The organism is Bradyrhizobium sp. USDA 4369, assembly GCF_054056435.1.
In genome coordinates this window covers 6,054,318-6,078,261 of sequence record NZ_JBSRYH010000001.1, presented here as the reverse complement: position 1 = coordinate 6,078,261, position 23,944 = coordinate 6,054,318, and the positions used below count along the sequence as shown (strand labels likewise).

The window sequence follows — 23,944 nt, the reverse complement described above, 5'->3', positions numbered from 1 at the left end:
CCAAGCGGCAATGAAGTGACAACGAGCTTTTCCTTAGGCGCGATAGGCGCCATGCTAATATTCAGCTGTTCATCAAGAGTGTAGCTACCGCCAAAAGTTGCCAGGTTTGTCCCAGGCGGAAACGTGTAAGTGTAAGATCCGTTTCCGTTGAATTTGATGGTAATCTCCGTGTTGAACGTCGGCTTATCAATCCCGGCAGATGAGGCCACGCTCATAGCGAGCGCTGTCCTCATCAGCCATTCACCAACTCCGAGATGCTGGGCTAACGCTGACCTTGCCCCCAAGTTTTATCCAGGCCTGAGTTCGTTCGGGCGGTTGGTGAAGTGCTCCCCGAAACTAGGCCAACTGAGGCTGGAATTTTCCGGGGTTAGGCTCATGCCGGCGGGGGCGCCGATGAGCCATTCAACAGCGAAATCGGCGCCTTGTTGCCGATCGCGCTATGTGGCCGGACCTCATTGTAGTCTCTACGCCAATCCTCCATTTTCTGCCGGGCATCGTCAAGGCTCAGGAACCAGTGCGTGTTCAGGCACTCGTTTCGGAACTTGCCATTGAAGGATTCGATGAAGCTGTTGTCGGTCGGCTTGCCTGGCCTGGAGAAGTCGAGAATGACATTCTTCTGGTAAGCCCAGATGTCGAGATCGCGGGAGATGAACTCCGACCCCTGATCGACGCGAATAGTCTTGGGGTAGCCGACGGCCTTGCAGACGCGTTCCAAAGTCAGCACGACATCCTCGCCTCGATAGCTGAAGCGCGGATCGACGGCTGGTGAGAAGCGACTGAAGGTATCGACGATCGTAAGAACCCGGATCTTGCGGCCGGTAGCGAGCTGATCGTGAACGAAATCCATCGCCCAAGTCTCATTGATCTGAGATGCGTCGGTACGATCCTCGCGCAGCTTGGCCTTGACGCGACGTCTCGGCGTTTTATTGCGCAATTGCAGGCCTAATTCCCTGTAGAGACGATAGACGCGCTTAACGTTGACGGCCCAACCGTCACGTTGCAGCAGGACATGGACCCGGCGATATCCGTATCTCACCCGCGTCTGGCAGACGTCCTTGATCCGATTTTTAAGGGCGGCCTGGTCGCCGCGCTTCGACTTGTAGACGTACAGTGCGCGATCGATCCGAAGCGTCGAACAGGCCCGCCTGATCGAGACCTTCCAGTCGCTCCGCACCTTGTCGACAAGCTCCCGCTTGCGGCCAGGCTTCAGAGCTTTTTTGAGAGCACATCCTGCAGCATGGCCTTGTCGAGCGACAAGTCCGCAACGATCCGCTTGAGCTTGGCGTTCTCCTCCTCGAGTTGGCGCAGCCGCTTCATCTCCGATGGCATCAGACCGGCATACTTCTTCTTCCAATTGAAATACGTCGCCTGGCTGATCCCGGCCTTGCGGCAAACCTCCGCAACCGCCGTACCGTCCTCAGCCTGCTTCAGAACAAATGCGATCTGAGCCTCCGAAAACTTCGATGCCTTCATGGAACTCTCCTCTGTCCCGGGTGGGATCATAAGTGGAAAATTCCAGTTCAAACTGGCCTAATTTGGCGGGGGCACGTCATTGGATGTGCCCATTCGGGCGGTCGTAGCGGCGGGAGCTGGCGCGGAGCTCTCGACATAGCGCAGCGCCAGATCCCGACGCGGATTGCAGGTGGCGGCGAACTCGGATGGCGTCTTCCATCCGAGCTGGGAGTGCGGCCGAGCGTTGTTATAGTCGGTCCGCCAACATCGGAGCACGACGCGGGCCTGGGCGAGCGAGGTGAACAGGGTCTCATTCAGCAGTTCATCCCGCAGGCGGCCGTTGAAGCTCTCGATAAAGGCGTTCTGCATGGGCTTGCCCGGCGCGATGTAGTGCCATGCGACACGGCTCTGATCGGTCCATGTCAGGATGGCATTGCTCGTGAGTTCGCTGCCGTTGTCGCTCACCACCATTTTGGGCTTGCCGCGCTCGGCGACCAGCCGGTCCAGCTCCCGAGCGACCCGGGCGCCCGAGAGTGAGGTGTCGGCCACCAGCGCCAGGCACTCGCGGGTGCAGTCGTCGACCACGGTCAGGATGCGGAAGCGCCGGCCATCGGTCATCTGATCCGACACGAAGTCGAGCGACCAGCGATCATTCGGGAGCACTGGCACCGTCATCGGCGCTCGCGTCCCGATAGCGCGCTTGCGGCCACCTCTGCGGCGCACCGTGAGCCGTTCCTCCCGGTACAGCCGGAACAGCTTCTTGTGGTTGACCAGGTAGCCCTCCCGCTTGAGCAGGACGTGCAGGCGACGATAGCCGAAGCGGCGGCGCTCGTGGGCGATCGCCCTCATGCGCTGCCGCAGCCCGGCATCATCGACCCGGCTCGTCTGATATTTGACCGTCATGCGGCAACAGCCGATGGCTTTACACGCCCGCCGTTCGCTCATCCCGTGAACGCCTACGAGATGTGCGACAGCTTTCCGCTTGGCCGCGGGCGTCACCACTTCTTTCCCAGCAAGTCCTTCAAGGCTGCATTGTCCAGCATCGCGTCCGCCAGCAGCCGCTTCAGCCGTGTGTTCTCGTCCTCCAGCGTCTTCAGCCGCTTGGCCTCCGAGACGTCCATTCCGCCGAACTTGGCTTTCCACTTGTAAATGCTGGCGTCGCTCACGCCATGCTTGCGGCACAGATCGGCGACCGGAACGCCAGCCTCGTGCTCCTTCAAAATCCCGATGATCTGCTCTTCCGTAAAGCGGCTGCGCTTCATGCTCTGGTCCTCATTGCGGGCCAGAACGAACTTCAAACTGGATCAAGCCCGAGGGGCAAGGTCAACGCATGTGCTGATAGCGACGCTGGGCAAACCAGAGTCTCATCGACCATCAGCTCGTTCGACTTAAAGGTGAAATTGATACCGCTCGTCTTCGAGCCCTTTAGATTGAGCTGAAGGCCGGGTCCGCTAACGTTCCAATTTACAAACCTTGTTGGACTCCCAATCCACGGATTTTTCCGCGTGAACCCGCCGGCCGCATTTGCGTCGGTATCAACCTTTGGCGTCAGAGCAATCGTTACTAGCCAGCGATCTGGTTGAAACCTTTTATAGGCCGATTCACTTGCTATCGCGTTGAATGCCCGCTGAAGCTCGCACGAAGTGTGCTGAAGAATCTCCTGAACTGGCAGGGCATAATCAGGTGGCACATCGGGAACGATCGCACAGCCGCTCAACGCCGCAAACGCGCCAAAGACGACCGCGATTGGCCTACACATGACCCGCCCCCAGGCATACTCAATTTATTAAACTAACAACCGCGATCTCAGGTTGTCAATTTTTTAAGCAGCCATTTTAGGGCCAGACCATCGTCTAGTCAGCGAGGAAGAGAGCTGCCTCCATCTCTCGCCGCTCGCTTGCCGCTTTGGCGGACCGCATCGGAGGGGCATGCGGTCTGATTACCGAGCAGCCGCGTCACAACTAACCAGCGGAATGCCTACAGCGGTGGACGGCTTTCCTATCGACTCGAACTTCGGTGCCATCCGAAGATCAATCGGCGGCAGCGCTTTCGGCATGATCCGCGCAATCTGCTTGGCTCGCTCCAACTTGAGCCGGAAGTGACTGACACCGCCAAGCTTGAACTCGTAGTCGTCGCCAGTGCGGACAAGCTCCGGGGGCGATGGCGGAAGCACGACGACCGCACCGGCCGCGGCCTCCAGCACCATATCGTTCGCGGCAATGACCGTGGCCTGGAGAGCGCCACGCCACTCGCCAAGTCCAAGACGAACCTGGTCGAACTTGTTCATCACTGCCATTCTAGGCCCTCACGAGTGCGAGGAGGTGCCACCAACGCTTGCGTCAGGGCCTCGTGCTGCACCTTCTGCAACTCGAGTTGGCGTTGCGCCTCAGTCCGGCGACCTCCATCAACCGCTGGGCAGCAAAGCGGATCATCTTGCGCAGAAGATCGGCGTCTGGAGCCTTCTCCACGAGCGCGCGAAGGTTCATCATCTCGTCGGTCATCGGTGGTTCCTCGAATCAGGTTGGTGTCAGCGACCCGGCCCTACCGGGCAATCGCCGATGACCACCGCAAAGCCGTCCACCCCTACGGCGCAATTGGGGAGCGCGCGGGCGGACGGCTTTGCTCTACCGAGTTACACCACACCCAGGGATACGCTCCCCCCGGCCGGCCTCGACGCCCATCGTTAGGATCTCGATGCCGGGGACGTAAGCCATCCTTACCTTGAGATCAGCAATCGACATTGGGGCGCCTCGCGCAAATGGTTTGGGTGTCTCTCCACCCTGTCACGTCACCTTTGCCGCTTCGCTAGATGCAAGCCGTGTGTCGGCCCTCGGGACTTGGGACGTTGTGCGGTGTTGTTGCTCGCACTTGAACTCCCGGTCGGGCCCACTTGCTCGGCGAGAGCCAACGCTCGCAGAGGATTGGATTTTGGGCGCAGGCCATCCGGCGGTAAATTTTTACCAAGTGCTATTTCAACGAATGCTGGCGGGAGGGCGCGCACAAGATCGGGGCGGGCGAGCCGAATTTTCACGATCCTCGCGGCACGGCGGCAATACGCCTTGCAAGAGGCCCGCGACACGGCGATGGAAATTGCATCCATTCTCGGCTGGTCCATCGAGCGCGCACAGCGAATCATCGCCGCGTACATCGCGCGCAGCGGCCTTGGGGTTACGAACGCTATCGCTGAGCCCGAAGAGCACCGAGACAAGCACCCAAGCTCGGCACCTGCCGCGGAACGTCCCAGGCACAAAAACTGAAAACTGAATGCAAACTGCCTCGGTTGGAAACCGAGGCCAGTTGTCCATACGATTGATTTTTCAGATGAAAAATGGTCGGAGCGGCGGGATTCGAACCCACGACCCCTAGTCCCCCAGACTAGTGCGCTAACCGGGCTGCGCCACGCTCCGATGGCCGTTCCTGTAGCCGTGATCGGGGCGCGATGCAAGGCACGGCGGGCGGGTTTCGTGGGATGATCAGGCCCCGTCCGCGCCCCCCCAGAGCGTCCTCAGACGTCCTTCATCGCGCGGTCGAGCAGCGCGCGGCAGTCGACCAGCTCCTTGAGCACGCCTTCGAGCTTTTCACGCTCTTCCGACCTCATCCCGGCCCGCTGCGGCGGCCCGACCCGGAACGTGTCGAGGATGTCGTCCTCGGTGTCGACGAAGCGGAAATCGATGCCTTCTTCGTCGGAGGCCTCCTCTTCCTCGTCCTCCGAGGCGACCTCGGCCTCCTCGATCGGCTCTTCCTCCATGAGGGCCTGGCCGAGCGTCTCCTCGAGCGCGCCGAACGAGACCGCCGCGGAGCTGTCGGCAAGCCCCTGGACCGACTTGACGCCGTGCTCCTTGAGGATCCGCTGCACGCCCTTGATGGTGTAGCCTTCGCCGTACAGCAGGCGGCGGATGCCCTTCAGCAGGTCGACGTCGTCGGGCCGGTAATAGCGCCGGCCGCCGCTCCGCTTCATCGGCTTGATCTGGGCGAACCGGGTTTCCCAGAAGCGCAGCACGTGCTGCGGGATGTCGAGCTCCTGGGCGACCTCGCTGATGGTCCGAAACGCGTCCGGCGCCTTGTCCAAATGCCCGTTCCCCGTGCTGACGAGATGAGGAGACTACGCTGAACGCATGCGGCGCGGCGACCGCGCCCGGCAACGCAGCCTAGCCGCCGCCAAGCGCGCTATTCGGGCTCGGCGCTCAGCTGCTCGTGGCTGGCCTCGCCGTTCATCTTGCCGGAGGCCTGCTGGCCGTTGATGCGCTGCTTGAGGATTGCCGACGGCTTGAACACCATGACACGGCGCGGCGAGATCGGCACTTCCGTGCCGGTCTTCGGATTGCGCCCGATCCGCTGCCCCTTTTTGCGCACCATGAAGGAGCCAAACGACGACAGCTTCACCGTCTCGCCACGCTCGAGGCAATCGGTGATCTCCTTCAAGACGAGCTCGACGAAGGCGGACGACTCCGTCCGCGACAGACCCACCTTCTGGTAGACTGCCTCGCAGAGATCAACGCGTGTGACTGTTTTTCCGGTTCCCGTCATCGCCTGCCCCAAACTCTCGGCGAATAATTCGCTTCGGAAATTAAGAGGTTAAGCCGCGGTGGTCAACAGCAGCGTGAAGCTGGAAGGGTGCGATTCGCGCCTTTTCGCTGCCGTCCAGCGCTCTGACGTCCGCCTACCAGCGGACCAGCGCCGAGCCCCAGGTGAAACCGCCGCCCATCGCCTCCAGCAGCACCACATCGCCCTTTTTGATGCGGCCGTCCTTGACGGCAACGTCGAGCGCCAGCGGAATCGAGGCAGCGGAGGTATTTCCATGCCGGTCGACCGTCAGCACCACCTTCTCCGGCGCGATGTGCAGCTTGTGCGCCGAGGCGTCGATGATTCGCTTATTGGCCTGGTGCGGCACGAACCAGTCGATGGTTTCCGCCGACAGCCCGGTCGCCTCGAAAGCGTCGACGATCACGTCGGTGATCATGCCGACCGCATGCTTGAACACCTCGCGGCCTTCCATGCGCAGGTGACCGACGGTCTGCGTCGAGGATGGCCCGCCATCGACATAGAGCTTGGCCTTGTGGCGGCCGTCGGAGCGCAGATGCGTGGTCAGGACGCCGCGATCGGCTGAGGTGCCGTCCTGCCGCTGGGCGTCCAGCACCAGCGCGCCGGCGCCGTCGCCGAACAGCACGCAGGTGGTGCGATCATTCCAGTCGAGGATGCGCGAAAACGTCTCGGCGCCGATCACCAGCGCCCGCTTGAACGAGCCGCTGCGGAGAAAATTGTCGGCCGTCGCCAGCGCATAGACGAAGCCCGAGCACACCGCCTGCAAGTCGAACGCCGCACCGTGATGGATGCCGAGCCCGTTCTGCACGGCGACCGCGGTCGCCGGAAAGGTGTTGTCCGGCGTCGAGGTGCCCAGTACGATCAGGTCAATCGATTGCGGATCGACATCGGCGGCAGCGAGCGCCGCGCGGGCGGCGTTGATGGCAAGATGCGAGGTGAATTCGCCCTCAGCGGCGACGTGGCGCTCACGAATGCCGGTCCGCTGCACGATCCAGTCGTCGGATGTCTCGATGCGGCTTGCCAGCTCGGCATTGGTCACGACCCGCTGCGGAAGATAGGAACCACAGCCGAGCACGACCGAACGTATTGTCACGAGACAGCCTCCTGGGCGACGGGTGCGGGCGCCAGCGCGCCGCCCTCGCGATTGAGTGTTTGATTGATCTTGGTCAGGAGATCGAAGCGGGCCATCTCATAGCCAACATCAACGGCGCGCGCAAAGCCCTCGGCATCGGAGCCGCCGTGACTCTTGACCACGATGCCGTTCAGTCCCAGCACCACGCTTCCATTGTAGTTCTTCGGATCGATCTTCTCCCGCAGCACGCGGAAGGCGCCGCGCGCCAGCAGATAGCCGATCTGCGCCAGCCAGCTCGCCTTGATGGCGCTGCGCAGCAGATCCATCATCTGCCGCACCGCGCCTTCGGCGGCCTTGAGCGCAATATTGCCGCTGAAGCCCTCGGTGACGATCACATCGGCCTCGCCTTTGCCGATACCGTCGCCCTCGACGAAGCCGATATAATCCAGTTGCGGCAGGTTCATGCTGCGCAGCATTTCACCGGCCTCGCGGATCTCCTGATGTCCCTTGATTTCCTCGACGCCGATATTGAGCAGGCCTACTGTCGGGCGCGGCTTCTCGAACAGCACGCTGGCCAGCGCGCCGCCCATCGCCGCCAGCGCCACCAGATGGTGCGCATCGCCGCCGATGGTCGCGCCGAGATCGAGGACGACGCATTTCGCCCGCCGCGTCGGCCAGATGGCCGCCAGAGCGGGACGGTCGATGCCATCGAGCATGCGCAGGCAGAACCGCGCCATCGCCACCAGCGCGCCGGTATTGCCGGCGGACACCGCGACATCGGCCTCGCCCTTCTTCACCGCCTCGAGCGCCAGCCACATCGACGAGGTCTTGCGGCCCCGCCGCAGCGCCTGGCTCGGCTTGTCCTCCATGCTGACGGCCACGTCGGTGTGGATCACACGCGACACGGCTTTCAGCCGTGGGTGCTGGTCGAGCTCCGGCGTGATCCGGGCGCTGTCGCCGAACAGCAGAAACTCCGCGTCGGGATGGCGGCTCAGCGCGATCGCGGCACCGGGAATCACGACGGCCGCGCCGACATCCCCGCCCATGGCGTCCAGCGCGATTCGAACCTTTTGAGGCATGACGTCCCGGAAACCTGATCTCGAACCTGATCTCGTCTTGGCCGTGTCGTCCACGGCCCTGTTTGGCGATCGCTCAGAAGCACTGCGCGGCCCATCGACCGGCCAGCGGCCGTCCGAGCCCTTTCGTCGCACCCCGACCCGGCGCGACAATAGCGTCTCTCCGTGTCGACACAACCTCCTGCCCGGTCCCCATTTTACAACCGCCGTTGCCATACGACTCCAGAAAAGAAGGAAATTATCCTTCGACAACAACGATTTACTTGAATTTCAAGACTCCTGGCGCGAGGATCGAGCCCAGCGCGCGATCCGCAGAGTTTATCAATCCTCGCCGGACGTACCGGAGCGGGCGTGGCACGCCGCCTATTCCCCGCCGGGTTTGAGCGCCTTCAGCGCCGCAAACGGATGATCCTTGGTGTCGACGGCCTCGGTGGGCTGCTCGAAAACCGCTCCCGGCTTGCGCGGATAGGGATCGATCCCGAGAAACAGCGCGTCCGCGGCGAGCCGGCCGAGATCGATCTGGCCGCCCACGATCGGCTCCGGCGGATCCGCGGTCTCGACCTCGCTGTTGGGATCGTCCTCGACGAGTTCGGCCAGCTCCGGAATCTGGTCCGGCGGGGCGAACATCTGGTCGATCGGCTCGTCGATCTCGGTCTCGATCGGATCAAGGGTAACGACGCAGGTCTGCCCGATCCGGGCGCGCACGCGGCCCTCGACATGCACTTTCCCGTCGCGCTTCTGGACCACGTCGAACGAGGCCTGCGCCGAGATCACCTCGCGCAAATCCGCAGCCACAGCCAGCGCAGCCCGGGCCGCGGGGTCAGCCTCGATCTCCCGATGCAGGCCGGCGTCCGGGATCTGCGCCACAATCACCGGAGCGGTGCGCCACGGACTTTTCAACGCATCCTTCACCGGGTCCTTCGACCGGTCTTTCGCGGGGTCTCGCGCGGTCTCACCCGAGGCGTCTCTGTCTCTGTTGCTCATATTTGCTAATCCTGCCGTAGCGGCGGCGGAAAGGTCCAGGCCGCCCGGAACAAGACGGCGTCGTCCAGGGCGGCCAGGGTCGCCATGACCCGGCTTGCATAGGATGCCAGCCCTGCCGCACCATTCGGATGCTCGCCGTTCAAGATATTCTTCTGCAGCGCTTCCGCCAGCCGCGCCTCGCTCTCCGACCAGGCGAGATCATAGGCCGCCGTGCGGCCATAGAACGCCTCGCCGAACTTCTGCATGCGCTTGGGCACGGCGAGATCGCCCACTCCCATCTCGCGCAGATTGTCGTCCATGTCATCGCAGAAGCGGTCGAACAGGGCCTGGGAGAGTTCCGTCCCGACCCCGCGCAGCCGGCGCAGCACCAGCCAGAGGTGGAAAATCAGCAGATCAAACCGCCCGTCGACCGTATCAGGGACATTTAAGTGCCTATAAAACAACGGTTCTCGGGTTTGTGCCACGATCATGCCATAGATCGGCTCGATGGTCCCGCGCGGGGACGGTCGGGTTTTCCTGAGATGGTTGAATGGCCAGAGCATGATGGTTCCGCGCCTGAGTTTCCCTGACCCGGTTCGGGGGCATGTTGCAATCCGCAAGTTTGCCCGGTACGTCAACGCCCTGCCCGACGCAAGGGGACGGGATCCGATCTCAAGAAGATGACCCAGACAATGCGAACGACTGCCCGCACGCTCACCCGCGGCCTGAGCACCCGTCTGCGCACCTTTGGTGCGATCGCGCTGACCTGCCTGGCGCTCGGCGCCTGTACGGGAGAGCAGTTCCAGAAGGGCTACATCATGCCGCCCGGTGCTCTCGAGCAGATTCCGATCGGGGCGAGCCAGGACCAGGTCCTGATCGTGATGGGCACGCCGTCGACGGTCGCGACGCTGGACGGCGAGGTGTTCTACTACATCTCGCAACGCGCCGAACGTCCGGTCGCCTTCATGAACCAGAAGGTGGTCGATCAGCGTGTCGTCGCGGTCTATTTCGACAAGAACCGCCAGGTCCGCCGGCTCGCCAATTACGGTATGAAGGACGGCAAGATCTTCGACTTCGTCAGCCGCACCACGCCGACCTCCGGGCAGGAGCTCAGCTATCTGACGCCGCTGTTCAAGCTGCTCAGCTTCAACTGATCCAGGCCTGATCGCCGCCGCCCGGAATATGATGTTCCGGGCCACGGCAAGTCGCCGCCGACTGCGCTGATTGGCGCAGGTCGGCCGCAATCCAGCCGCTTGCTCTGGCGCTGCAACCTTCCCTACCCTGCTGCAAAACAAAAGCAGGGAGGAATCAGTGGCTCATCGCATCGCGCTGTCGCGCCGCAAGCTGTTGTCCGGGGCCGCCGCGCTGTCGACCGCCGCCATCTTGCCGCGGAGCAGTCTCGCCGACTGGCGCCCGAGCGAGACCGTCAGGCTGATCGTGCCCGCAGCGCCGGGCGGCAGCACCGACGTGATGGGTCGGCTGCTCGCGGCGCATCTGCAGACGACGTGGGGACAATCGGCCGTGGTCGAGAACCGCTCTGGCGGCGGCGGCACGATCGGCACGGCCGAGGTGGCCCGCAGCACCAAGGGCGACGGCACCACGGTGCTGATCGGCAATCCCGGCCCGAACGCGATCGCCTATTCGATCTTCCGCAATCTCGCCTACAAGCCGGATCAGCTGCAGGCGGTCTCCAACATGATCCGCATCCCCAACATCGTCTCGGCGCATCCCTCGACCGGCCTGAAATCCATCCCGGAGCTGATCACCTATCTCAAGGCCAATCCGGACAAACTCAACTACGGCTCCTCCGGAGTCGGCCAGAGCCCGCATCTGACCGGTGCCTGGTTTCTGCAGCTCACGGGATTGAAGATGACCCACATCCCGTTCCGCGGCGCCGGCCCTGCGCTGCAGGCCGCGCTTGCAGGCGACATCCAGATCCTGTTCGACAATCTGTTTCCGTCGTTGCAGCAGATTCAGGACGGCAAGCTCATTGGCCTGTGCGTGACCACGTCCGAGCGCAGCGCCAACGCGCCCGACCTGCCGACCATGCGCGAGACCGCGCCGGAGCTCGCCAAGTTCGACGTGTCGTCCTGGTTCGGGGTGTTCCTGCCCAAGGCCTGCCCGCCGGAGATCGTCAATGCGCTGAACCTGCAGGTCAAGGCGGTGCTGGAGCGTGAGGACATCCGCAAGAGCATTGCCGGCATGGGCGCCCGGGCCGACTACGGTACGCCGCAGCAATTCGCCGACTTCGTCCAGGCGGAGACCACGAAATTTGCGTCGATCATCCAGAAGGAGGGCCTGCAGATGGATGTGCAGTGATCGTGCCGGACGCCCCTCCTCCACAGGCGTCCCAAAATGGGATCCGAGGTGTAACGGCACCTTAAGCGAGGGGATGCGATAGATGGCGGCCGCGTGTCTTTGATCTGGTTGCAAGATACCATCTACGGATGCCGGGCCGACAACCTTCAAGGGCGGCCCGATCACCGTCCGAGGGGCAGGCACCGGCGCCGTCCATCGCGTGAGCCCGTGCCTTGCCCAACACCGTCCTTCATCAGCTCGAAGACATCCTCGCCAGCCGCTACGTGTCCCGACGCGCCGACATCCTCGCGCGCGTGACCGATCTGTTCGTCGTTGGCTCGGGCAAGTTCAACGAGGAGCACGTCGATCTGTTCGACCACGTGCTGTTCAAGCTGCTCGACAATGTCGCGGTCGCGGCGCGGGCCGAACTCGGCAGCCGGCTCGCCGTACTGCCCGACGCGCCGCCGCGCCTCATCAAGCTGCTTGCCAATGACGAGACGATCGCCGTCGCCGGTCCGGTGTTGCGCGCAAGCGACCGGCTCGACGAGCAGACACTGGTCGCCACCGCGCAAACACGCGGCCAGGAGCACCTGCTGGCGATCTCCGGCCGCAAGATCCTGACCGAAGCCGTCACCGACGTTCTGGTCGATCGCGGCGATCAGGCCGTGGTCGCGAACACCGCCAACAATGGCGGCGCGCGATTCTCCGATCACGGCTTCTCCGGCCTCGTGACGAAGGCGTCCGACGATCCGGCGCTGGCGATGAAGCTCTGGAGCAGGCCCGACAGCCCGCGCGAGGTGCTGGTCCGGCTGTTCGTCGAAGCCTCCGATGCCGTGCGCAATCAGCTTGCGACCGACGCGACGCGGGCCGAGATCGTCGAGCTCGCGGTGGCGCAAGCGTCCGATCAGCTCCAGGCCAATGCTCGTGCGCATTCGGTCGATTTTGCCAATGCCAAGGCCTATGTCGAGCTGCTGCACGCCTCGGGGCAGCTCCACGAGGCCCAGCTGCATGGCTTCGCCAAGGAAGGCAGCTTCGACAAGGTCACCCTGGCGCTGTCGCTGATGTGCAAGCTGCCGCTCGACATCGTCGAGCGCGCCTTCGCACGCAAGCAACCGGACCAGCTGCTGGTGCTGGCCAAGGCGCTCGACCTGTCCTGGGTGACGACGACGACGCTGCTGTTCATGCAGGCCCATGTCAGCGGCAGCTCGCGCCCGCAGCTCGACCAGCATCTGGCGAGCTTCTCGCAGCTGCAGCCGCGCGCCGCCCAGAGCACGCTGCAGAGCTATCGAACGAAACAACGCGCGGCGGAGTAGCCGGCGACACGACGCAACGAGAGACAATGAAAACCCCCGCGGCTCGCGCACCGCGGGGGTTTTTGTTGTGTCAGGGACGTCGCGCGGCTTCAGTGCGCGAGGATCGCCAGCAGCAGCAGCGCCACGATGTTGGTGATCTTGATCATCGGGTTGACCGCGGGGCCCGCCGTGTCCTTGTAGGGATCGCCGACGGTGTCACCGGTGACGGCCGCCTTGTGCGCATCCGAGCCCTTGCCGCCGAAATGGCCGTCCTCGATATACTTCTTGGCGTTGTCCCAGGCGCCGCCGCCTGATGTCATCGAGATCGCCACAAAGAGGCCGGTGACGATGACGCCGAGCAGCATGGCGCCGACCGCCGAGAACGCCGCCGACTTGCCGGCCGCGCCGCCGCCAGCGATCGCATAGATCAGGAAGTAGACGACAATCGGCGACAGTACCGGCAGCAGCGAGGGGATGATCATCTCCTTGATCGCCGCCTTGGTCAGCAGGTCGACGGCCTTGCCATAGTCCGGCTTGTCAGTGCCCTGCATGATGCCCGGCTTCTCGCGGAACTGCCGGCGCACCTCCTCGACGATCGCGCCGGCGGCACGGCCGACCGCGGTCATACCCATGGCGCCGAACAGATAAGGCAACAGGCCGCCGAACAAGAGGCCGACCACGACGTAGGGGTTGTTCAGCGAGAAGTCCGGCTTGATCCCCGCGAAATAGGGATGATGCGCAGAGTCGGCGATGAAGAACTGCAGGTCCTGGTTATAGGCCGCGAACAGTACCAGCGCGCCGAGACCGGCCGAGCCGATCGCGTAGCCCTTGGTGACCGCCTTGGTGGTGTTGCCGACGGCGTCGAGCGCGTCGGTGGACTTGCGCACCTCCTTGGGCAGTCCGGCCATCTCGGCGATGCCGCCGGCGTTGTCCGTCACCGGGCCGAAGGCGTCGAGCGCGACGATCATGCCGGCCAGCGCCAGCATCGTCGTGGTCGCGATCGCAATGCCGAACAGGCCGGCGAGGCTGTAGGTGATCAGGATGCCGGCGATGATCACGATGGCGGGCAGCGCGGTCGCCTCCATCGAGATGGCCAAGCCCTGGATCACGTTGGTGCCGTGACCGGTGACCGAGGCCGCCGCGATCGACTTCACCGGACGGAAGTCGGTGCCGGTGTAGTATTCGGTGATCCAGATGATCAGGCCGGTGACGACGAGGCCGACGACGCCGCACACGAACAAAGCGGTTCCGGTGTAGTCGACGCCGTCGAGCTTGCCGAAGCCGATCAGCCAGGCGATGGCGATGGCAAGGCCGGCGAGCGACAGCACGCCGGTCGCGATCAGGCCCTTGTACAGCGCGCCCATGATCGACTGGCTGGCGCCGAGCTTGACGAAGAACGTGCCGGCGATCGAGGTGATGATGCAGATGCCGCCGATGGCGAGCGGCAAAGTCATCATGTTGGCGAGCAGCGACGATTTGGCGAAGAAGATCGCCGCTAGCACCATGGTGGCCACGGCGGTCACTGCATAGGTCTCGAACAGGTCGGCCGCCATGCCGGCGCAGTCACCGACATTGTCGCCGACATTGTCGGCGATGGTCGCGGGGTTGCGCGGATCATCCTCGGGGATGCCGGCTTCGACCTTGCCGACGAGGTCACCGCCGACGTCCGCGCCCTTGGTGAAGATGCCGCCGCCGAGACGGGCGAAGATCGAGATCAGCGAGGCGCCGAAGCCGAGCGCGACCAGCGCATCGATCACGGTGCGGCTGTCGGGCGCGAGCTTCATGAAGCCGGTGAGGATGCCGAAGTAGATGGTGACGCCGAGCAGCGCGAGGCCGGCCACCAGCAGGCCGGTAATCGCGCCGGCCTTGAAGGCCAGCTCGAGGCCGCCGGCGAGCGAGGTGATGGCCGCCTGCGCGGTGCGGACGTTGGCACGCACCGACACGTTCATGCCGATGAAGCCGGCCGCGCCGGAGAGGATCGCGCCGATCGCAAAGCCGATCGCGACAAGCATGCCGAGGAAATAGGCCAGGAGCACGAAGATCACGACGCCGACAATTCCGATCGTCGTATATTGGCGGCGAAGATAGGCCTGCGCGCCCTCACGCACGGCAGCCGCAATTTCCTGCATCCGCGCATTGCCGGCGTCGGCGCTGAGCACGGATTGTGTGGCCCAGATCGCATAGACGATCGACAGCGCTCCGCAGAGCACGATCACCCATAAAGCTGACATTTAGTTTCCTCGGCTCTTTGCTTTTTCTAACTACGACACGCCGCGGTTGTGCGACGCACGCCCCCTTGTCAGGCCGCCCCGGGCGGAGCCGCCTCGAACGTCCCAGACCTTGCCAAAATCGCCATCATGACGCAACGCCGCGACGCCTGAACCGCTCCAAATTCAGACGCTTCTTTGGTCGCAATGTGCGGTTGCGAATAGATGTCAGAAGTGGCTGTAGGACCGCTGTTTCAAGACCACCGGACGCCCCTGCTCATCCAGGAAGCGCGGTGCGTCGGGTCCTTCGACGATGACCCCGATGTCGGCGACAGCCACGCCAGCCACTGCGGCCGCAGCGCAAAAAGCGGCGCATCGCGCTGCGGGAACAGTGCAGACGATCTCATAATCGTCGCCGCCGGAGATCAGGCCTTCGAGCTGGTGATAGCCCGCAGTCACAAGCTTTGCCGCTGCTGATGAGATCGGCACCTGCGACAAAGCGATGTCGGCACTCACGCGCGACGCGGCGCAGAGCTTGGACAGATCCCCCGCGAGGCCGTCGGAGACGTCCATCGAGGCGGTCGCAAGCTCCCTCACCGGCACAGCTAACAAGTGACGCGGCTGCGGCACGCGATAGCGGCCGATCAGCATATCCCGCGCGGCGGGATCGTCGGCCAGGGCGGCAGCCGCCGGCCCGCCCTTCGACACGGCAAGCCCGAGCATCGCGTCGCCGATCGTTCCCGTGACCCAGACCCGATCGCCGGGGCGGGCGCCGAAGCGGTGCACCATCCGTCCCTTGGGCACCCGGCCCCAAGCCGTGATCGAGATCATCACCGGACCAGGGGTCGACACCGTGTCGCCACCCAGCAGCGGGCAGCCGAAGGCTGCGGCATCCTCGCCGAGCCCGCGCGCGAAGGCACTCAGCCAAGCCTCGTCCTTCTGTCGCAGCGCAAGGGTCAGAACAAAGCCGGCCGGGACGGCGCCTTTGGCGGCAAGATCGGACAGGTTCACCCGCAACGCCTTGCGCGCGATGGTCTCGGGCGGATCATCGGGCAGATAATGGACGCCTTCGACGATGGCGTCGGTGTTGACGACCAGATCGTCACCATCGGCAGGGATGATGGCGGCGTCATCGACCAGGTCGAAGGCGCCGGGATCAGTCGCCAGCGGCTTGAAGTAGCGCGCGATCAGGGAGTCTTCGCCGGAGGGGGTGTCTGGGCTGCCCGACATTCTGCGATCCTGCTCCCGCGGTCGTCATTGCGAGCGCAGCGAAGCAATCCAGAGTCCCGTCCGCAGCCCTGGATTGCTTCGCTGCGCTCGCAATGACGGAAACCTACTTCGGCCCCATCTCGTCGGCGCGATACTGCCGCGCCAGTTGCTCCAGCACGGCATTGACCATGCCGGTCTCGTCGCGCTCGACGAAAGCATGGGCGATGTCGACATATTCGGACACCACGACCTTCGCCGGCACGTCCTTGCGGCGCTCCAGCTCGTAGGCGCCGGCGCGCAGCACGGCGCGCAGGATGGCCTCGATCCGCTGCAGCGGCCAGCCACGTTCCAACGCGGCGTCGAGAACGGGATCGATCTTGGTCTGGTCGCGCACCACGCCGGAGACGATGTCGCGGAAGAAGGCCGCCTCGGCGGGCAGATACTGCTCGCCCTCGACCTCGTTGCCGAGCCAATGGCTCTCGAACTCGGCCAGCACATCATTGATGCCGGCGCCGGCAATGTCCATCTGGTAGAGCGCCTGGACGGCGGCGAGTCGCGCCGCACCGCGGCGGTTGGCCTTGCGGTCGTTGGTTCTGACCGGGCCCCTGAACGGCTTGTTGCTGCTCTCGGCCATGTCAGCCTCGCGCCAGACGGCGTTTGATGCGCAGCACGGCGAGCGCGGCGCGGGCGGCATCGCCGCCCTTGTTCATCTCCGAGACTCGGGCGCGCGCCCAGGCCTGGTCCTCGGTATTGACGGTGAGGATGCCGTTGCCGAGCGGCAGGCCGCGTGCCACCGACAGGTCCATCAGCGCCCGCGAGGATTCCTGCGACACGATCTCGAAATGGATGGTGTCGCCGCGGATCACGCAGCCGAGCGCGATCGCCAGATCATAGGGCTTGCCGTTCTGTGCGGCCGCATCGAGGGCGATCGCGATGGTCGCGGGGATTTCCAGCGAGCCGGTCACGGTCAGGACATCATGGCTCACGCCGGCCGCCTTCAGCTCGGCGGTGGCGCCTTCGAGCATCGCATCCTGGATGTCGTCGTAGAAGCGGGCCTCCACGATCAGCGCCCGGGCGCCGGTTATGTCGGTCTGGTCTTTGAGCGGCGCGCGCCGTGCGTCTGCCATGGTTCTGTTTCCATTGTCACAGGTGACTCACCCTGAGGAACGGCGTTTTCGCCGCGTCTCGAAGGGGAAGATGAAATCGGCCTCGCGGATCGGGGCGCGCTGCGCCGCCTCACCGTGAGGGCTGGCCTTGTAGGCGCGACAGCCGGCAAAGCCAAGACTGAAAGGCCCCTGGCGGGGGCGTTACTTCATTTCCGTCAGGCGCGCGGCGTAGCGCGCCATCAGATCGACCTCGATATTGACATCGCTGCCGGCCTGCCAGGACGACAGCGTGGTGACCGAGAGCGTATGCGGAATGATCAGGACCGAAAAGGTCAGATCGTCCACGGTGTTGACCGTGAGCGAGACGCCGTCGAGGGTGATCGAGCCCTTGGTGGCGATGAAGCGCGCCAGTTCGCGCGTCGTCTTGAAAACGAACCGTGCCATGTCCGGCAGGTTCTCGCAGCTGACGATGGTGGCGATGCCGTCGACGTGGCCCGAGACGATATGGCCGCCGAGCTCGTCGCCGATCTTCAGCGCCCGCTCCAGGTTGAGCTTCGTGCCGACACGCCAGTGCTTCGCGGTCGTCAGCGCCAAGGTCTCGGCGGCGGCATCGACCTCGAACCAGGTCTTTCCGTCTGATGTGCCGGACTGCACAACCGTGAGGCAGACGCCGTTGTTGGCGATCGACGCGCCATCGGCAATGGTTGTCTGGCCATAGCTGCACGCGATGCGCAGCCGGTGCAGCTTGCCTTCGGTCCGCGGCGTCAGGCTGACGATCTCGCCGATGTCGGTGACGATGCCGGTGAACATTACGCGCGCTCGTAAATCGTGAGGGTGTCCTGATCGAGCGTTTCGCTAGCACGAACGCGATAGGCCGGCGACTGCGTGATTGCGGTCAGCGGCAATGCGTCCAGCGCAGCGATGCCGTCGGCGCCGATCTCGCCGGTCCCACGCAGGAGCCAGATTTCATCGACCAGGCCGCTTTGCATGAAAGAAGATGCTACGCGGCTGCCGCCTTCGATCATCAGGCGGGTGATGCCTTTCTCGGCGAGCGCCTTGAGCACCGCCGGCGGCTCCAACGCCGACGGGTCGGCCTGCGGCGGCACGCGGATCACCTGCGCGCCGGCGGCTCCCAGGCGGGTCGCCGTGGCCGGCTCTGCAACCTCGGAGGCGACCAGCCAGAGCGGCGTGGTGCGCGCCGACTGCATCAGACGGCTCGAGGCAGGAAGCCGCAGCATCGGATCGAGCACCACACGCACCGGCGAGCGGGCCTCCATGCCCGGCAGCCGGCAGGTCAGGAGCGGATCGTCGGCAATCGCCGTGCGCACCCCGATCAGGATGGCATCGCTCTGGGCGCGCAGCAGATGCACGCGCGTCCGGGCCGCCTCGTCGGTAATCGCGACCGGCTTGTTGCCGGCGGCTGCGATCTTGTCGTCGGCGGAGACGGCCAGCTTCAGGATCACATGCGGCCGGCCGTCGCGGATGCGGCGGAAAAAGCCGGCATGGTCGCGCTTGGCGTCCGCCGAGCACAGGCCAACCTCGACCTGGATGCCGGCAGCACGGAGTCGCGCATGGCCCTGCCCCGAGACCTCTGGATTGGGATCCTCGATCGCGGATACGACGCGGCTGATGCCGGCCGCGATGACCGCGTCGGCACAAGGCGGCGACTTGCCGAAATGCGAGCACGGCTCGAGCGAGACATAGAGCGTGGCGCCCTTGGCGGCCGCACCGGCGCGCCGAAGCGCCTCCGGCTCGGCATGCGGCCGACCTCCGGGTTGCGTCCAGCCGCGGCCGATGATGACGCCATCCTTGACCACGACGGCGCCGACGGCCGGATTGGGCCAGGTTCGCCCCTGCCCGCGACGGCCGAGCGCGAGCGCCAGCTGCATGAAGCGGCGGTCGGCGTCCTTTTGCGCCTTCAGCTTCTCGCCGACCTGATCGACCAGGACCCGGAAGATCATTTGCGGACCGGCGCCAGGCGCGGTGCTTCGTCCTCTGCGGAGAGCTCGCCGAGCACGGCCTCAAAATCCTTGGCCTCGCGGAAATTGCGATAGACCGAGGCGAAGCGGACATAGGCGACGTCGTCGAGATCGCGCAGATGCTCCATCACGATCTCGCCGATCGCCTCCGAGGAGACCTCTGATTCACCGCCGCTCTCGAGCTCGCGCACGATCGCCGACACCATCTTCTCGACGCGCTCCGGATCGACCGAGCGCTTGCGCAATGAGATCTGCACCGATCGCATCAACTTGTCGCGGTCGAACGGCACGCGGCGGCCGTTGCGCTTGATCACGGTGAGTTCGCGCAGCTGCACCCGCTCGAAGGTCGTGAAGCGGAAGTTGCAGGTGACGCAGACCCGCCGCCGCCGGATCACCGAGGAATCCTCGGTGGGGCGGGAGTCCTTCACCTGCGTATCGAGGCTGTTGCAGCTCGGGCAGCGCATTGGGGCGTCAAGCCTTACTGATAGATCGGGAACCGGTCGGTCAGCGCCTTCACCTTGTCCTTGACCGCGGCTTCCACCAGCGGCGCACTGCCGTCCGGCGCCTGCGCGATCGCGTTCAGCACCTCGGCGATCAGGCTACCGACCTGCTGGAACTCGGCGACGCCGAAGCCGCGGGTGGTCGCAGCGGGGGTGCCGAGCCGCAGGCCCGAGGTGACGAACGGCTTCTCGGGGTCGAACGGGATGCCGTTCTTGTTGCAGGTGATGCCGGCACGAACCAGCGCCTTCTCGGAGACGTTGCCCTTCAGCCCCTTCGGCCGAAGATCGACCAGCATCAAATGATTGTCGGTGCCGCCGGAGACGATGTCGAACCCCTGCGCGCGCAGCGATTCCGCCAGCGCTTTCGCGTTCTCGACGATGTTCTTCGCGTAAGTCTTGAACTCCGGCCGCAGCGCCTCGGCAAACGCCACCGCCTTGGCCGCGATCACATGCATCAGCGGACCGCCCTGCAGGCCCGGGAAGATCGCCGAGTTCAGCTTCTTGGTGAACTGCTCGTCGTTCCACAGGATCAGGCCGCCGCGCGGACCGCGCAGCGACTTGTGGGTCGTCGTCGTCGTGACGTGGGCGTACGGCACCGGCGAGGCATGGGCGCCACCGGCGACGAGGCCGGCGAAATGCGCCATGTCGACGAGGAGGTAGGCGCCGACGCTGTCGGCGATCTCGCGGAAGCGCTTGAAGTCCCACGGGCGCGAATAGGCGCTGCCGCCGGCAATGATCAGCTTCGGCTTGACCTCCTCGGCCTGCTTCGCCACCGCATCCATGTCGATCAGGTGGTCGTCGCGGCGCACGGTGTAATGCGCGGCCTTGAACCACTTGCCGGACATGTTGACCGGCGAGCCGTGGGTCAGATGGCCGCCGGCGGCGAGGTCGAGGCCCATGAATGTGTCGCCGGGCTGCAGCAGCGCCAGGAACACGGCCTGGTTCATCTGGCTGCCGGAGTTTGGCTGGACGTTGGCGAAATTGGCCCCGAACAGCTTCTTGGCGCGATCGATCGCGAGGTTCTCGGCGACGTCGACCCATTCGCAGCCGCCATAATAGCGCGCGCCCGGATACCCTTCGGCGTATTTGTTGGTCATCACCGAGCCCTGGGCCTCCAGGACCGCCCGGCTGACGATGTTTTCCGAGGCGATCAGCTCGATTTCGTGCCGTTGCCGACCGAGTTCACCCTTGATCGCGGCGGCGATCTCGGGATCGGCCTCGGCCAAAGTGGCGGAGAAGAAGGAATCGACTGACGAAGCGGGCTTGGCGCTGGAAGCGGTCATCGGCGGAATATCTCCACGTCCGCAAGGCCTTAAGTGGCCTGCGGTCGGTTCAGTGAAGGCGGTCGGAAAGATCCCCTGCCCTTACCATACGGGCGGCGGCAGGCCAAGGGACAGGCCAGCCGTTGCGGGTCAGTCCAGGCCATTATGCCAGATATGGTGGACGAGCGGCAGAGCAAGCCCGGTCCCTCAGGCTCCGCCGCAGATATGGGGATCATCCTGCATGGTCCAGGATTCGTTCGTTCTCAGATTGGTGGTCTCATGGACGCGGCCGCGATTGTCGCCGGGCGGACAATCCTTGGGAAACGAGACCAGGCACATCCGGACGCGGTCGCCGACCTTGGAATGCGCCAGCGCCGCGTTCCACTCTCGAGAGACCTGGGTATCCTTGTTGGTGTATCGGACATAGCTGCCGCGGTCCTTGCCGGGCTTGGGCCGCTTGCTCGGGAGCCGGTCATTGGGGCCGTCTGCGTAGGACACGCTGATTTCGGCGATCGTCCGCTCCGCGCATTCGCCGACCTTGGTTGGGGTCTCTACCATCACCGGTGCGGCCGCAGCCACCGGCGCTGCCGCACCGGTCGCCGGAGTTTCGTTTTGCGAGCAGGTCGCGATCATCAACAGCGGTACGAAAACGACGCGTGACATCCCGAACATGTGCCCCCCAAAACAAACAACCTGTATGAGACCAGACGGTCTCATACAGGTTGTTGGAACAGGCCCGCAAGCGCTCGGCGCGCGCAATCTCGCGCAGGAATTACAGGCCGGTGTAGCCCGCCTTCACCGGATCGACGCGCCCATCGAGCTGACGCAAGTAAGTCAGGCCGCACACGGTCAGGCGATGCGGGTCGCGCTCACCCGCTTCGAACAGGGTCTGGATGTAGGCGCTGACCTTCTGGCGCGCCTCCGCGCTCGCCGCAGCCGTGCGGTTCGCCAGCAGGTCATAAGTGTGCATGATGCGATCGATGGCGGCTTCCATATCATCCCCTTTTGATGGTCAGGCCGACGGAGCCATCTCGAACATCGAGATCGCCCTGTTCGCGAGCCTGAGCTTGTTGAACTCTCCGCGGTGAACCAGATGAACGATGATGTCGACGAGCCGTTCGTCCGGCGCGATGGTGTCCGGGATCGCCCCCGACAGGCGCAGATAGTTGGCCGCGATCGCATAGGCGTCGCTGACCAGCTCCACGTTCATGACCTGCATTCCCTGATCGTGCAGCATGATGCGACCTCCGGCGGGGACAAGTCCGGAAGGCGTGATTGGTTCCAGCTCGGAACGACCGTTTCTCGCAACAGCGAATGATCAGATCGGGCGAACAAAGAAAAAACGCCGGCCCGATCGGGCCGACGCGAAATCGAACTCAAATGATGATCAGCTCTCCGGTCTTGATCTTCGACGCCGGCTCAGCCGAAACAAGGTGAACGCCTCAGAGGCGATACAGGATCTGGTCGGTCCAGAACCGCTCGAGACGATGCAGCGACTTGTTGAGCGTGGCGAACTCCTCGCTCGAAATGCCGCCGACCTGCTCCACGGTCTTGACGTGCTTCTGATACAGCGAGTCGACGATGCGGCGGATCTCCTGCCCCTGCGGCGTCAGGCGGATGCGAACCGAACGGCGATCGACGCGGGAGCGCTGGTGATCCAGGAAGCCAAGCTCGACCAGCTTCTTGAGATTGTAGGAGACGTTGGAGCCGAGATAATAGCCGCGCGTGCGCAGCTCGCCCGCGGTCAGCTCCTTGTCGCCGATGTTGTACAACAGAAGCGCCTGCACAGAGTTGATGTCGGAACGGCCGCGCCGATCGAACTCGTCCTTGATGACGTCGAGCAGGCGGCGATGCAGCCGCTCCACCAGCGTCAGGGCTTCCAGATAGAGCGACTGCACGGTGCCGCCCTGGCCGGGCGCAGCAGTCTCCACGGCCGTCGCAACGGCTTTCATCATGACACTTCCCCTGTCGTCGTTTTTGTCGACTTATTCGACGAAACTTTTGTCCCGTCTGATAGAACGAACTTAAGAGGGGTGCTTTGAAGATCGCCTTAAATAAGAGCATAAAGAGAGAATGAATCGCGGAGAGTGAATCCTCTTTTAAGCCTGTAAATACAGCAGCTTTTGCAAGTATCCGTTGACGGTCGACGCGCGATGTTCGCGCTCTGTTTCACCCCCCTGTTGCATTCCAAAACAGGTGGGCTTGCCGCCGCTAAGGTCTCTGTAACAGCTGTGGCAAACGATCTTAAGGTGTTCGAAACATTACTTGCATCGCGCTGAGAATATTTACAACGTGCAACGAATTTACCGCACCACCTATGGTGGCCGCTCGCGCGCGGCCATCCAGGCCAGCACCAGATAGGCGGCAAGCATGCCCGCCTCGCCCGCGACCACCAGCAGGCTGCCGCCATAGATTCCCGGGAACATCAGCTCGATCACCGCCATGGACACGACCGTGGTGAGCCACACCACCGCGCCCCAGGGGGTGGCCAGCCACAGGCCAACCGCAGCGACGAGTTCGATGACCGCGAAATAGACCGTCGCCGCCTGCCAGGCCATGGCCTGGTTCTCGAACGCGTCGTCCTCGCCGCCGATGAACCCGGTCACCTGGGCCCAATGGTACAGCCCCTTGGCGATCGACAGCATCGCCATGACCCGCAGGAACAGCACGAGGCGGCGCGTCCAGATATTCTCGTCGCTGTCACGCCGCTCCGAGGACAGGGCCGCGACCGACATGGCGGCGTGGTCGCGGGCCAGATCTCTCGCCGAAGGGATCTCAGGCATAGCGGCTCGACGGGATGTGGCGCGTCATCATGGGCATCATGGAGGCTCTCAAGATCAGGAGAATGGCGATTCTGGGCCGGCTTGGACCGTGAAACCAACCGGGCGGCAAATCAACCGGGCAGCTTGCGTCAGGTCAAGTGACGGGGCGCGCACAAGGTGATAGACATTGTTGGAATTACAACAAATCAAATCCTCCGGCTCGC

The 23,944-nt window shown here is 64.1% G+C and carries 27 protein-coding genes and 1 tRNA gene; 3 read left to right on the top strand and 25 right to left on the bottom strand.

Translation table 11 applies throughout. The features are described from left to right. Positions 1-373: 373 nt before the first annotated feature. The 12 genes from ACVIJ6_RS27605 to ACVIJ6_RS27550 all read right to left on the bottom strand — a co-directional run bounded on the left by ACVIJ6_RS27605 (position 374) and on the right by ACVIJ6_RS27550 (position 9,668). Positions 374-1,473 (bottom strand): IS3 family transposase gene (locus ACVIJ6_RS27605; RefSeq protein ID WP_456771799.1). Its coding sequence is split into 2 segments (ribosomal slippage): positions 374-1,221 and positions 1,221-1,473, totalling 1,101 coding nucleotides; the frame shifts between segments, so codons are not numbered across the junction. 57 nt (positions 1,474-1,530) lie between these two features. Beyond that, positions 1,531-2,714 (bottom strand): IS3 family transposase gene (locus ACVIJ6_RS27600; protein WP_456775296.1). Its coding sequence is split into 2 segments (ribosomal slippage): positions 1,531-2,462 and positions 2,462-2,714, totalling 1,185 coding nucleotides; the frame shifts between segments, so codons are not numbered across the junction. A 32-nt stretch (positions 2,715-2,746) separates the two neighbouring features. Beyond that, a complete protein-coding gene (locus ACVIJ6_RS27595) occupies positions 2,747-3,211 on the bottom strand; it encodes a hypothetical protein (protein WP_456775295.1) in 465 nt (154 codons plus the stop codon). A gap of 180 nt (positions 3,212-3,391) precedes the next feature. Further along, a complete protein-coding gene (locus tag ACVIJ6_RS27590) occupies positions 3,392-3,739 on the bottom strand; it encodes a hypothetical protein (RefSeq protein WP_456775294.1) in 348 nt (115 codons plus the stop codon). Positions 3,740-3,791: 52 nt separating this feature from the next. Then, positions 3,792-3,953 carry a hypothetical protein gene (locus ACVIJ6_RS27585; protein WP_456777183.1) on the bottom strand — a complete coding sequence of 54 codons (162 nt, stop codon included), beginning with the start codon at positions 3,951-3,953 and terminating at the stop codon, positions 3,792-3,794. An 828-nt stretch (positions 3,954-4,781) separates the two neighbouring features. Further along, positions 4,782-4,859: transfer RNA gene (locus ACVIJ6_RS27580), tRNA-Pro, on the bottom strand. Positions 4,860-4,957: 98 nt separating this feature from the next. Beyond that, positions 4,958-5,521 carry a MerR family transcriptional regulator gene (locus ACVIJ6_RS27575; protein WP_456775293.1) on the bottom strand — a complete coding sequence of 188 codons (564 nt, stop codon included), beginning with the start codon at positions 5,519-5,521 and terminating at the stop codon, positions 4,958-4,960. A gap of 98 nt (positions 5,522-5,619) precedes the next feature. Then, entirely contained in the window at positions 5,620-5,979 is a 360-nt protein-coding gene (locus ACVIJ6_RS27570) for an integration host factor subunit alpha (protein ID WP_456775292.1), read from the bottom strand. 133 nt (positions 5,980-6,112) lie between these two features. Next, positions 6,113-7,087, bottom strand: a complete 975-nt coding sequence (locus ACVIJ6_RS27565) for a beta-ketoacyl-ACP synthase III (protein WP_456775291.1) — start codon at positions 7,085-7,087, stop codon at positions 6,113-6,115. After that, positions 7,084-8,145, bottom strand: coding sequence for a phosphate acyltransferase PlsX (plsX, locus tag ACVIJ6_RS27560; RefSeq protein ID WP_456775290.1), 1,062 nt, complete (start codon positions 8,143-8,145; stop codon positions 7,084-7,086). The genes ACVIJ6_RS27565 and plsX overlap by 4 nt, the downstream gene beginning before the upstream one ends. A gap of 360 nt (positions 8,146-8,505) precedes the next feature. Continuing rightward, on the bottom strand, positions 8,506-9,126 hold the full coding sequence (locus ACVIJ6_RS27555; protein ID WP_456775289.1) for a YceD family protein: 621 nt from the start codon (positions 9,124-9,126) through the stop codon (positions 8,506-8,508). Between the two features lie 5 nt (positions 9,127-9,131). Next, complete coding sequence (locus ACVIJ6_RS27550; protein ID WP_456775288.1) at positions 9,132-9,668, bottom strand: ubiquinol-cytochrome C chaperone family protein; 537 nt, start codon at positions 9,666-9,668, stop codon at positions 9,132-9,134. A 117-nt stretch (positions 9,669-9,785) separates the two neighbouring features. Between ACVIJ6_RS27550 and ACVIJ6_RS27545 the strand changes: the two genes are divergently transcribed. The 3 genes from ACVIJ6_RS27545 (at position 9,786) to ACVIJ6_RS27535 (ending at position 12,716) form a co-directional block, all read left to right on the top strand. Further along, entirely contained in the window at positions 9,786-10,259 is a 474-nt protein-coding gene (locus ACVIJ6_RS27545; RefSeq protein WP_041750809.1) for an outer membrane protein assembly factor BamE, read from the top strand. Positions 10,260-10,416: 157 nt separating this feature from the next. Then, the gene (locus ACVIJ6_RS27540) at positions 10,417-11,424 is read left to right on the top strand and encodes a Bug family tripartite tricarboxylate transporter substrate binding protein (RefSeq protein ID WP_456775287.1); all 1,008 of its coding nucleotides are present in this window, start codon (positions 10,417-10,419) and stop codon (positions 11,422-11,424) included. 212 nt (positions 11,425-11,636) lie between these two features. Further along, positions 11,637-12,716, top strand: a complete 1,080-nt coding sequence (locus ACVIJ6_RS27535; protein ID WP_456775286.1) for a DUF2336 domain-containing protein — start codon at positions 11,637-11,639, stop codon at positions 12,714-12,716. Between the two features lie 89 nt (positions 12,717-12,805). Here the strand turns inward: ACVIJ6_RS27535 and ACVIJ6_RS27530 are convergent, their stop codons facing one another. The 13 genes from ACVIJ6_RS27530 to ACVIJ6_RS27470 form a co-directional block, all read right to left on the bottom strand. Next, on the bottom strand, positions 12,806-14,926 hold the full coding sequence (locus ACVIJ6_RS27530; protein WP_456775285.1) for a sodium-translocating pyrophosphatase: 2,121 nt from the start codon (positions 14,924-14,926) through the stop codon (positions 12,806-12,808). A gap of 204 nt (positions 14,927-15,130) precedes the next feature. Next, positions 15,131-16,132 carry a thiamine-phosphate kinase gene (gene thiL / locus ACVIJ6_RS27525; protein WP_456775284.1) on the bottom strand — a complete coding sequence of 334 codons (1,002 nt, stop codon included), beginning with the start codon at positions 16,130-16,132 and terminating at the stop codon, positions 15,131-15,133. Between the two features lie 103 nt (positions 16,133-16,235). Further along, positions 16,236-16,745: a transcription antitermination factor NusB gene (gene nusB / locus ACVIJ6_RS27520; RefSeq protein ID WP_456775283.1), complete on the bottom strand. Its 510-nt coding sequence runs from the start codon at positions 16,743-16,745 to the stop codon at positions 16,236-16,238. A 1-nt stretch (position 16,746) separates the two neighbouring features. Further along, positions 16,747-17,238, bottom strand: a complete 492-nt coding sequence (ribH, locus tag ACVIJ6_RS27515) for a 6,7-dimethyl-8-ribityllumazine synthase (RefSeq protein ID WP_456775282.1) — start codon at positions 17,236-17,238, stop codon at positions 16,747-16,749. A gap of 180 nt (positions 17,239-17,418) precedes the next feature. After that, positions 17,419-18,027, bottom strand: coding sequence for a riboflavin synthase (locus ACVIJ6_RS27510; RefSeq protein WP_456775281.1), 609 nt, complete (start codon positions 18,025-18,027; stop codon positions 17,419-17,421). Next, the gene (gene ribD, locus ACVIJ6_RS27505; RefSeq protein ID WP_456775280.1) at positions 18,027-19,178 is read right to left on the bottom strand and encodes a bifunctional diaminohydroxyphosphoribosylaminopyrimidine deaminase/5-amino-6-(5-phosphoribosylamino)uracil reductase RibD; all 1,152 of its coding nucleotides are present in this window, start codon (positions 19,176-19,178) and stop codon (positions 18,027-18,029) included. The genes ACVIJ6_RS27510 and ribD overlap by 1 nt, the downstream gene beginning before the upstream one ends. Beyond that, complete coding sequence (nrdR, locus tag ACVIJ6_RS27500; protein ID WP_006612773.1) at positions 19,175-19,660, bottom strand: transcriptional regulator NrdR; 486 nt, start codon at positions 19,658-19,660, stop codon at positions 19,175-19,177. Before nrdR ends, ribD begins: the two co-directional genes overlap by 4 nt. 14 nt (positions 19,661-19,674) lie before the next feature. Beyond that, entirely contained in the window at positions 19,675-20,979 is a 1,305-nt protein-coding gene (gene glyA / locus ACVIJ6_RS27495) for a serine hydroxymethyltransferase (protein ID WP_456775279.1), read from the bottom strand. Between the two features lie 186 nt (positions 20,980-21,165). Continuing rightward, complete coding sequence (locus tag ACVIJ6_RS27490; protein WP_456775278.1) at positions 21,166-21,621, bottom strand: hypothetical protein; 456 nt, start codon at positions 21,619-21,621, stop codon at positions 21,166-21,168. A gap of 109 nt (positions 21,622-21,730) precedes the next feature. Continuing rightward, positions 21,731-21,952: a hypothetical protein gene (locus tag ACVIJ6_RS27485; RefSeq protein ID WP_257165651.1), complete on the bottom strand. Its 222-nt coding sequence runs from the start codon at positions 21,950-21,952 to the stop codon at positions 21,731-21,733. Positions 21,953-21,970: 18 nt separating this feature from the next. Further along, complete coding sequence (locus ACVIJ6_RS27480; RefSeq protein WP_456775277.1) at positions 21,971-22,195, bottom strand: hypothetical protein; 225 nt, start codon at positions 22,193-22,195, stop codon at positions 21,971-21,973. Positions 22,196-22,400: 205 nt separating this feature from the next. Next, entirely contained in the window at positions 22,401-22,913 is a 513-nt protein-coding gene (gene ldtR / locus ACVIJ6_RS27475; RefSeq protein WP_456775276.1) for a transcriptional regulator LdtR, read from the bottom strand. A 360-nt stretch (positions 22,914-23,273) separates the two neighbouring features. Continuing rightward, positions 23,274-23,741, bottom strand: a complete 468-nt coding sequence (locus ACVIJ6_RS27470) for a DUF6163 family protein (RefSeq protein ID WP_456775275.1) — start codon at positions 23,739-23,741, stop codon at positions 23,274-23,276. Between the last annotated feature and the right edge of the window lie 203 nt (positions 23,742-23,944).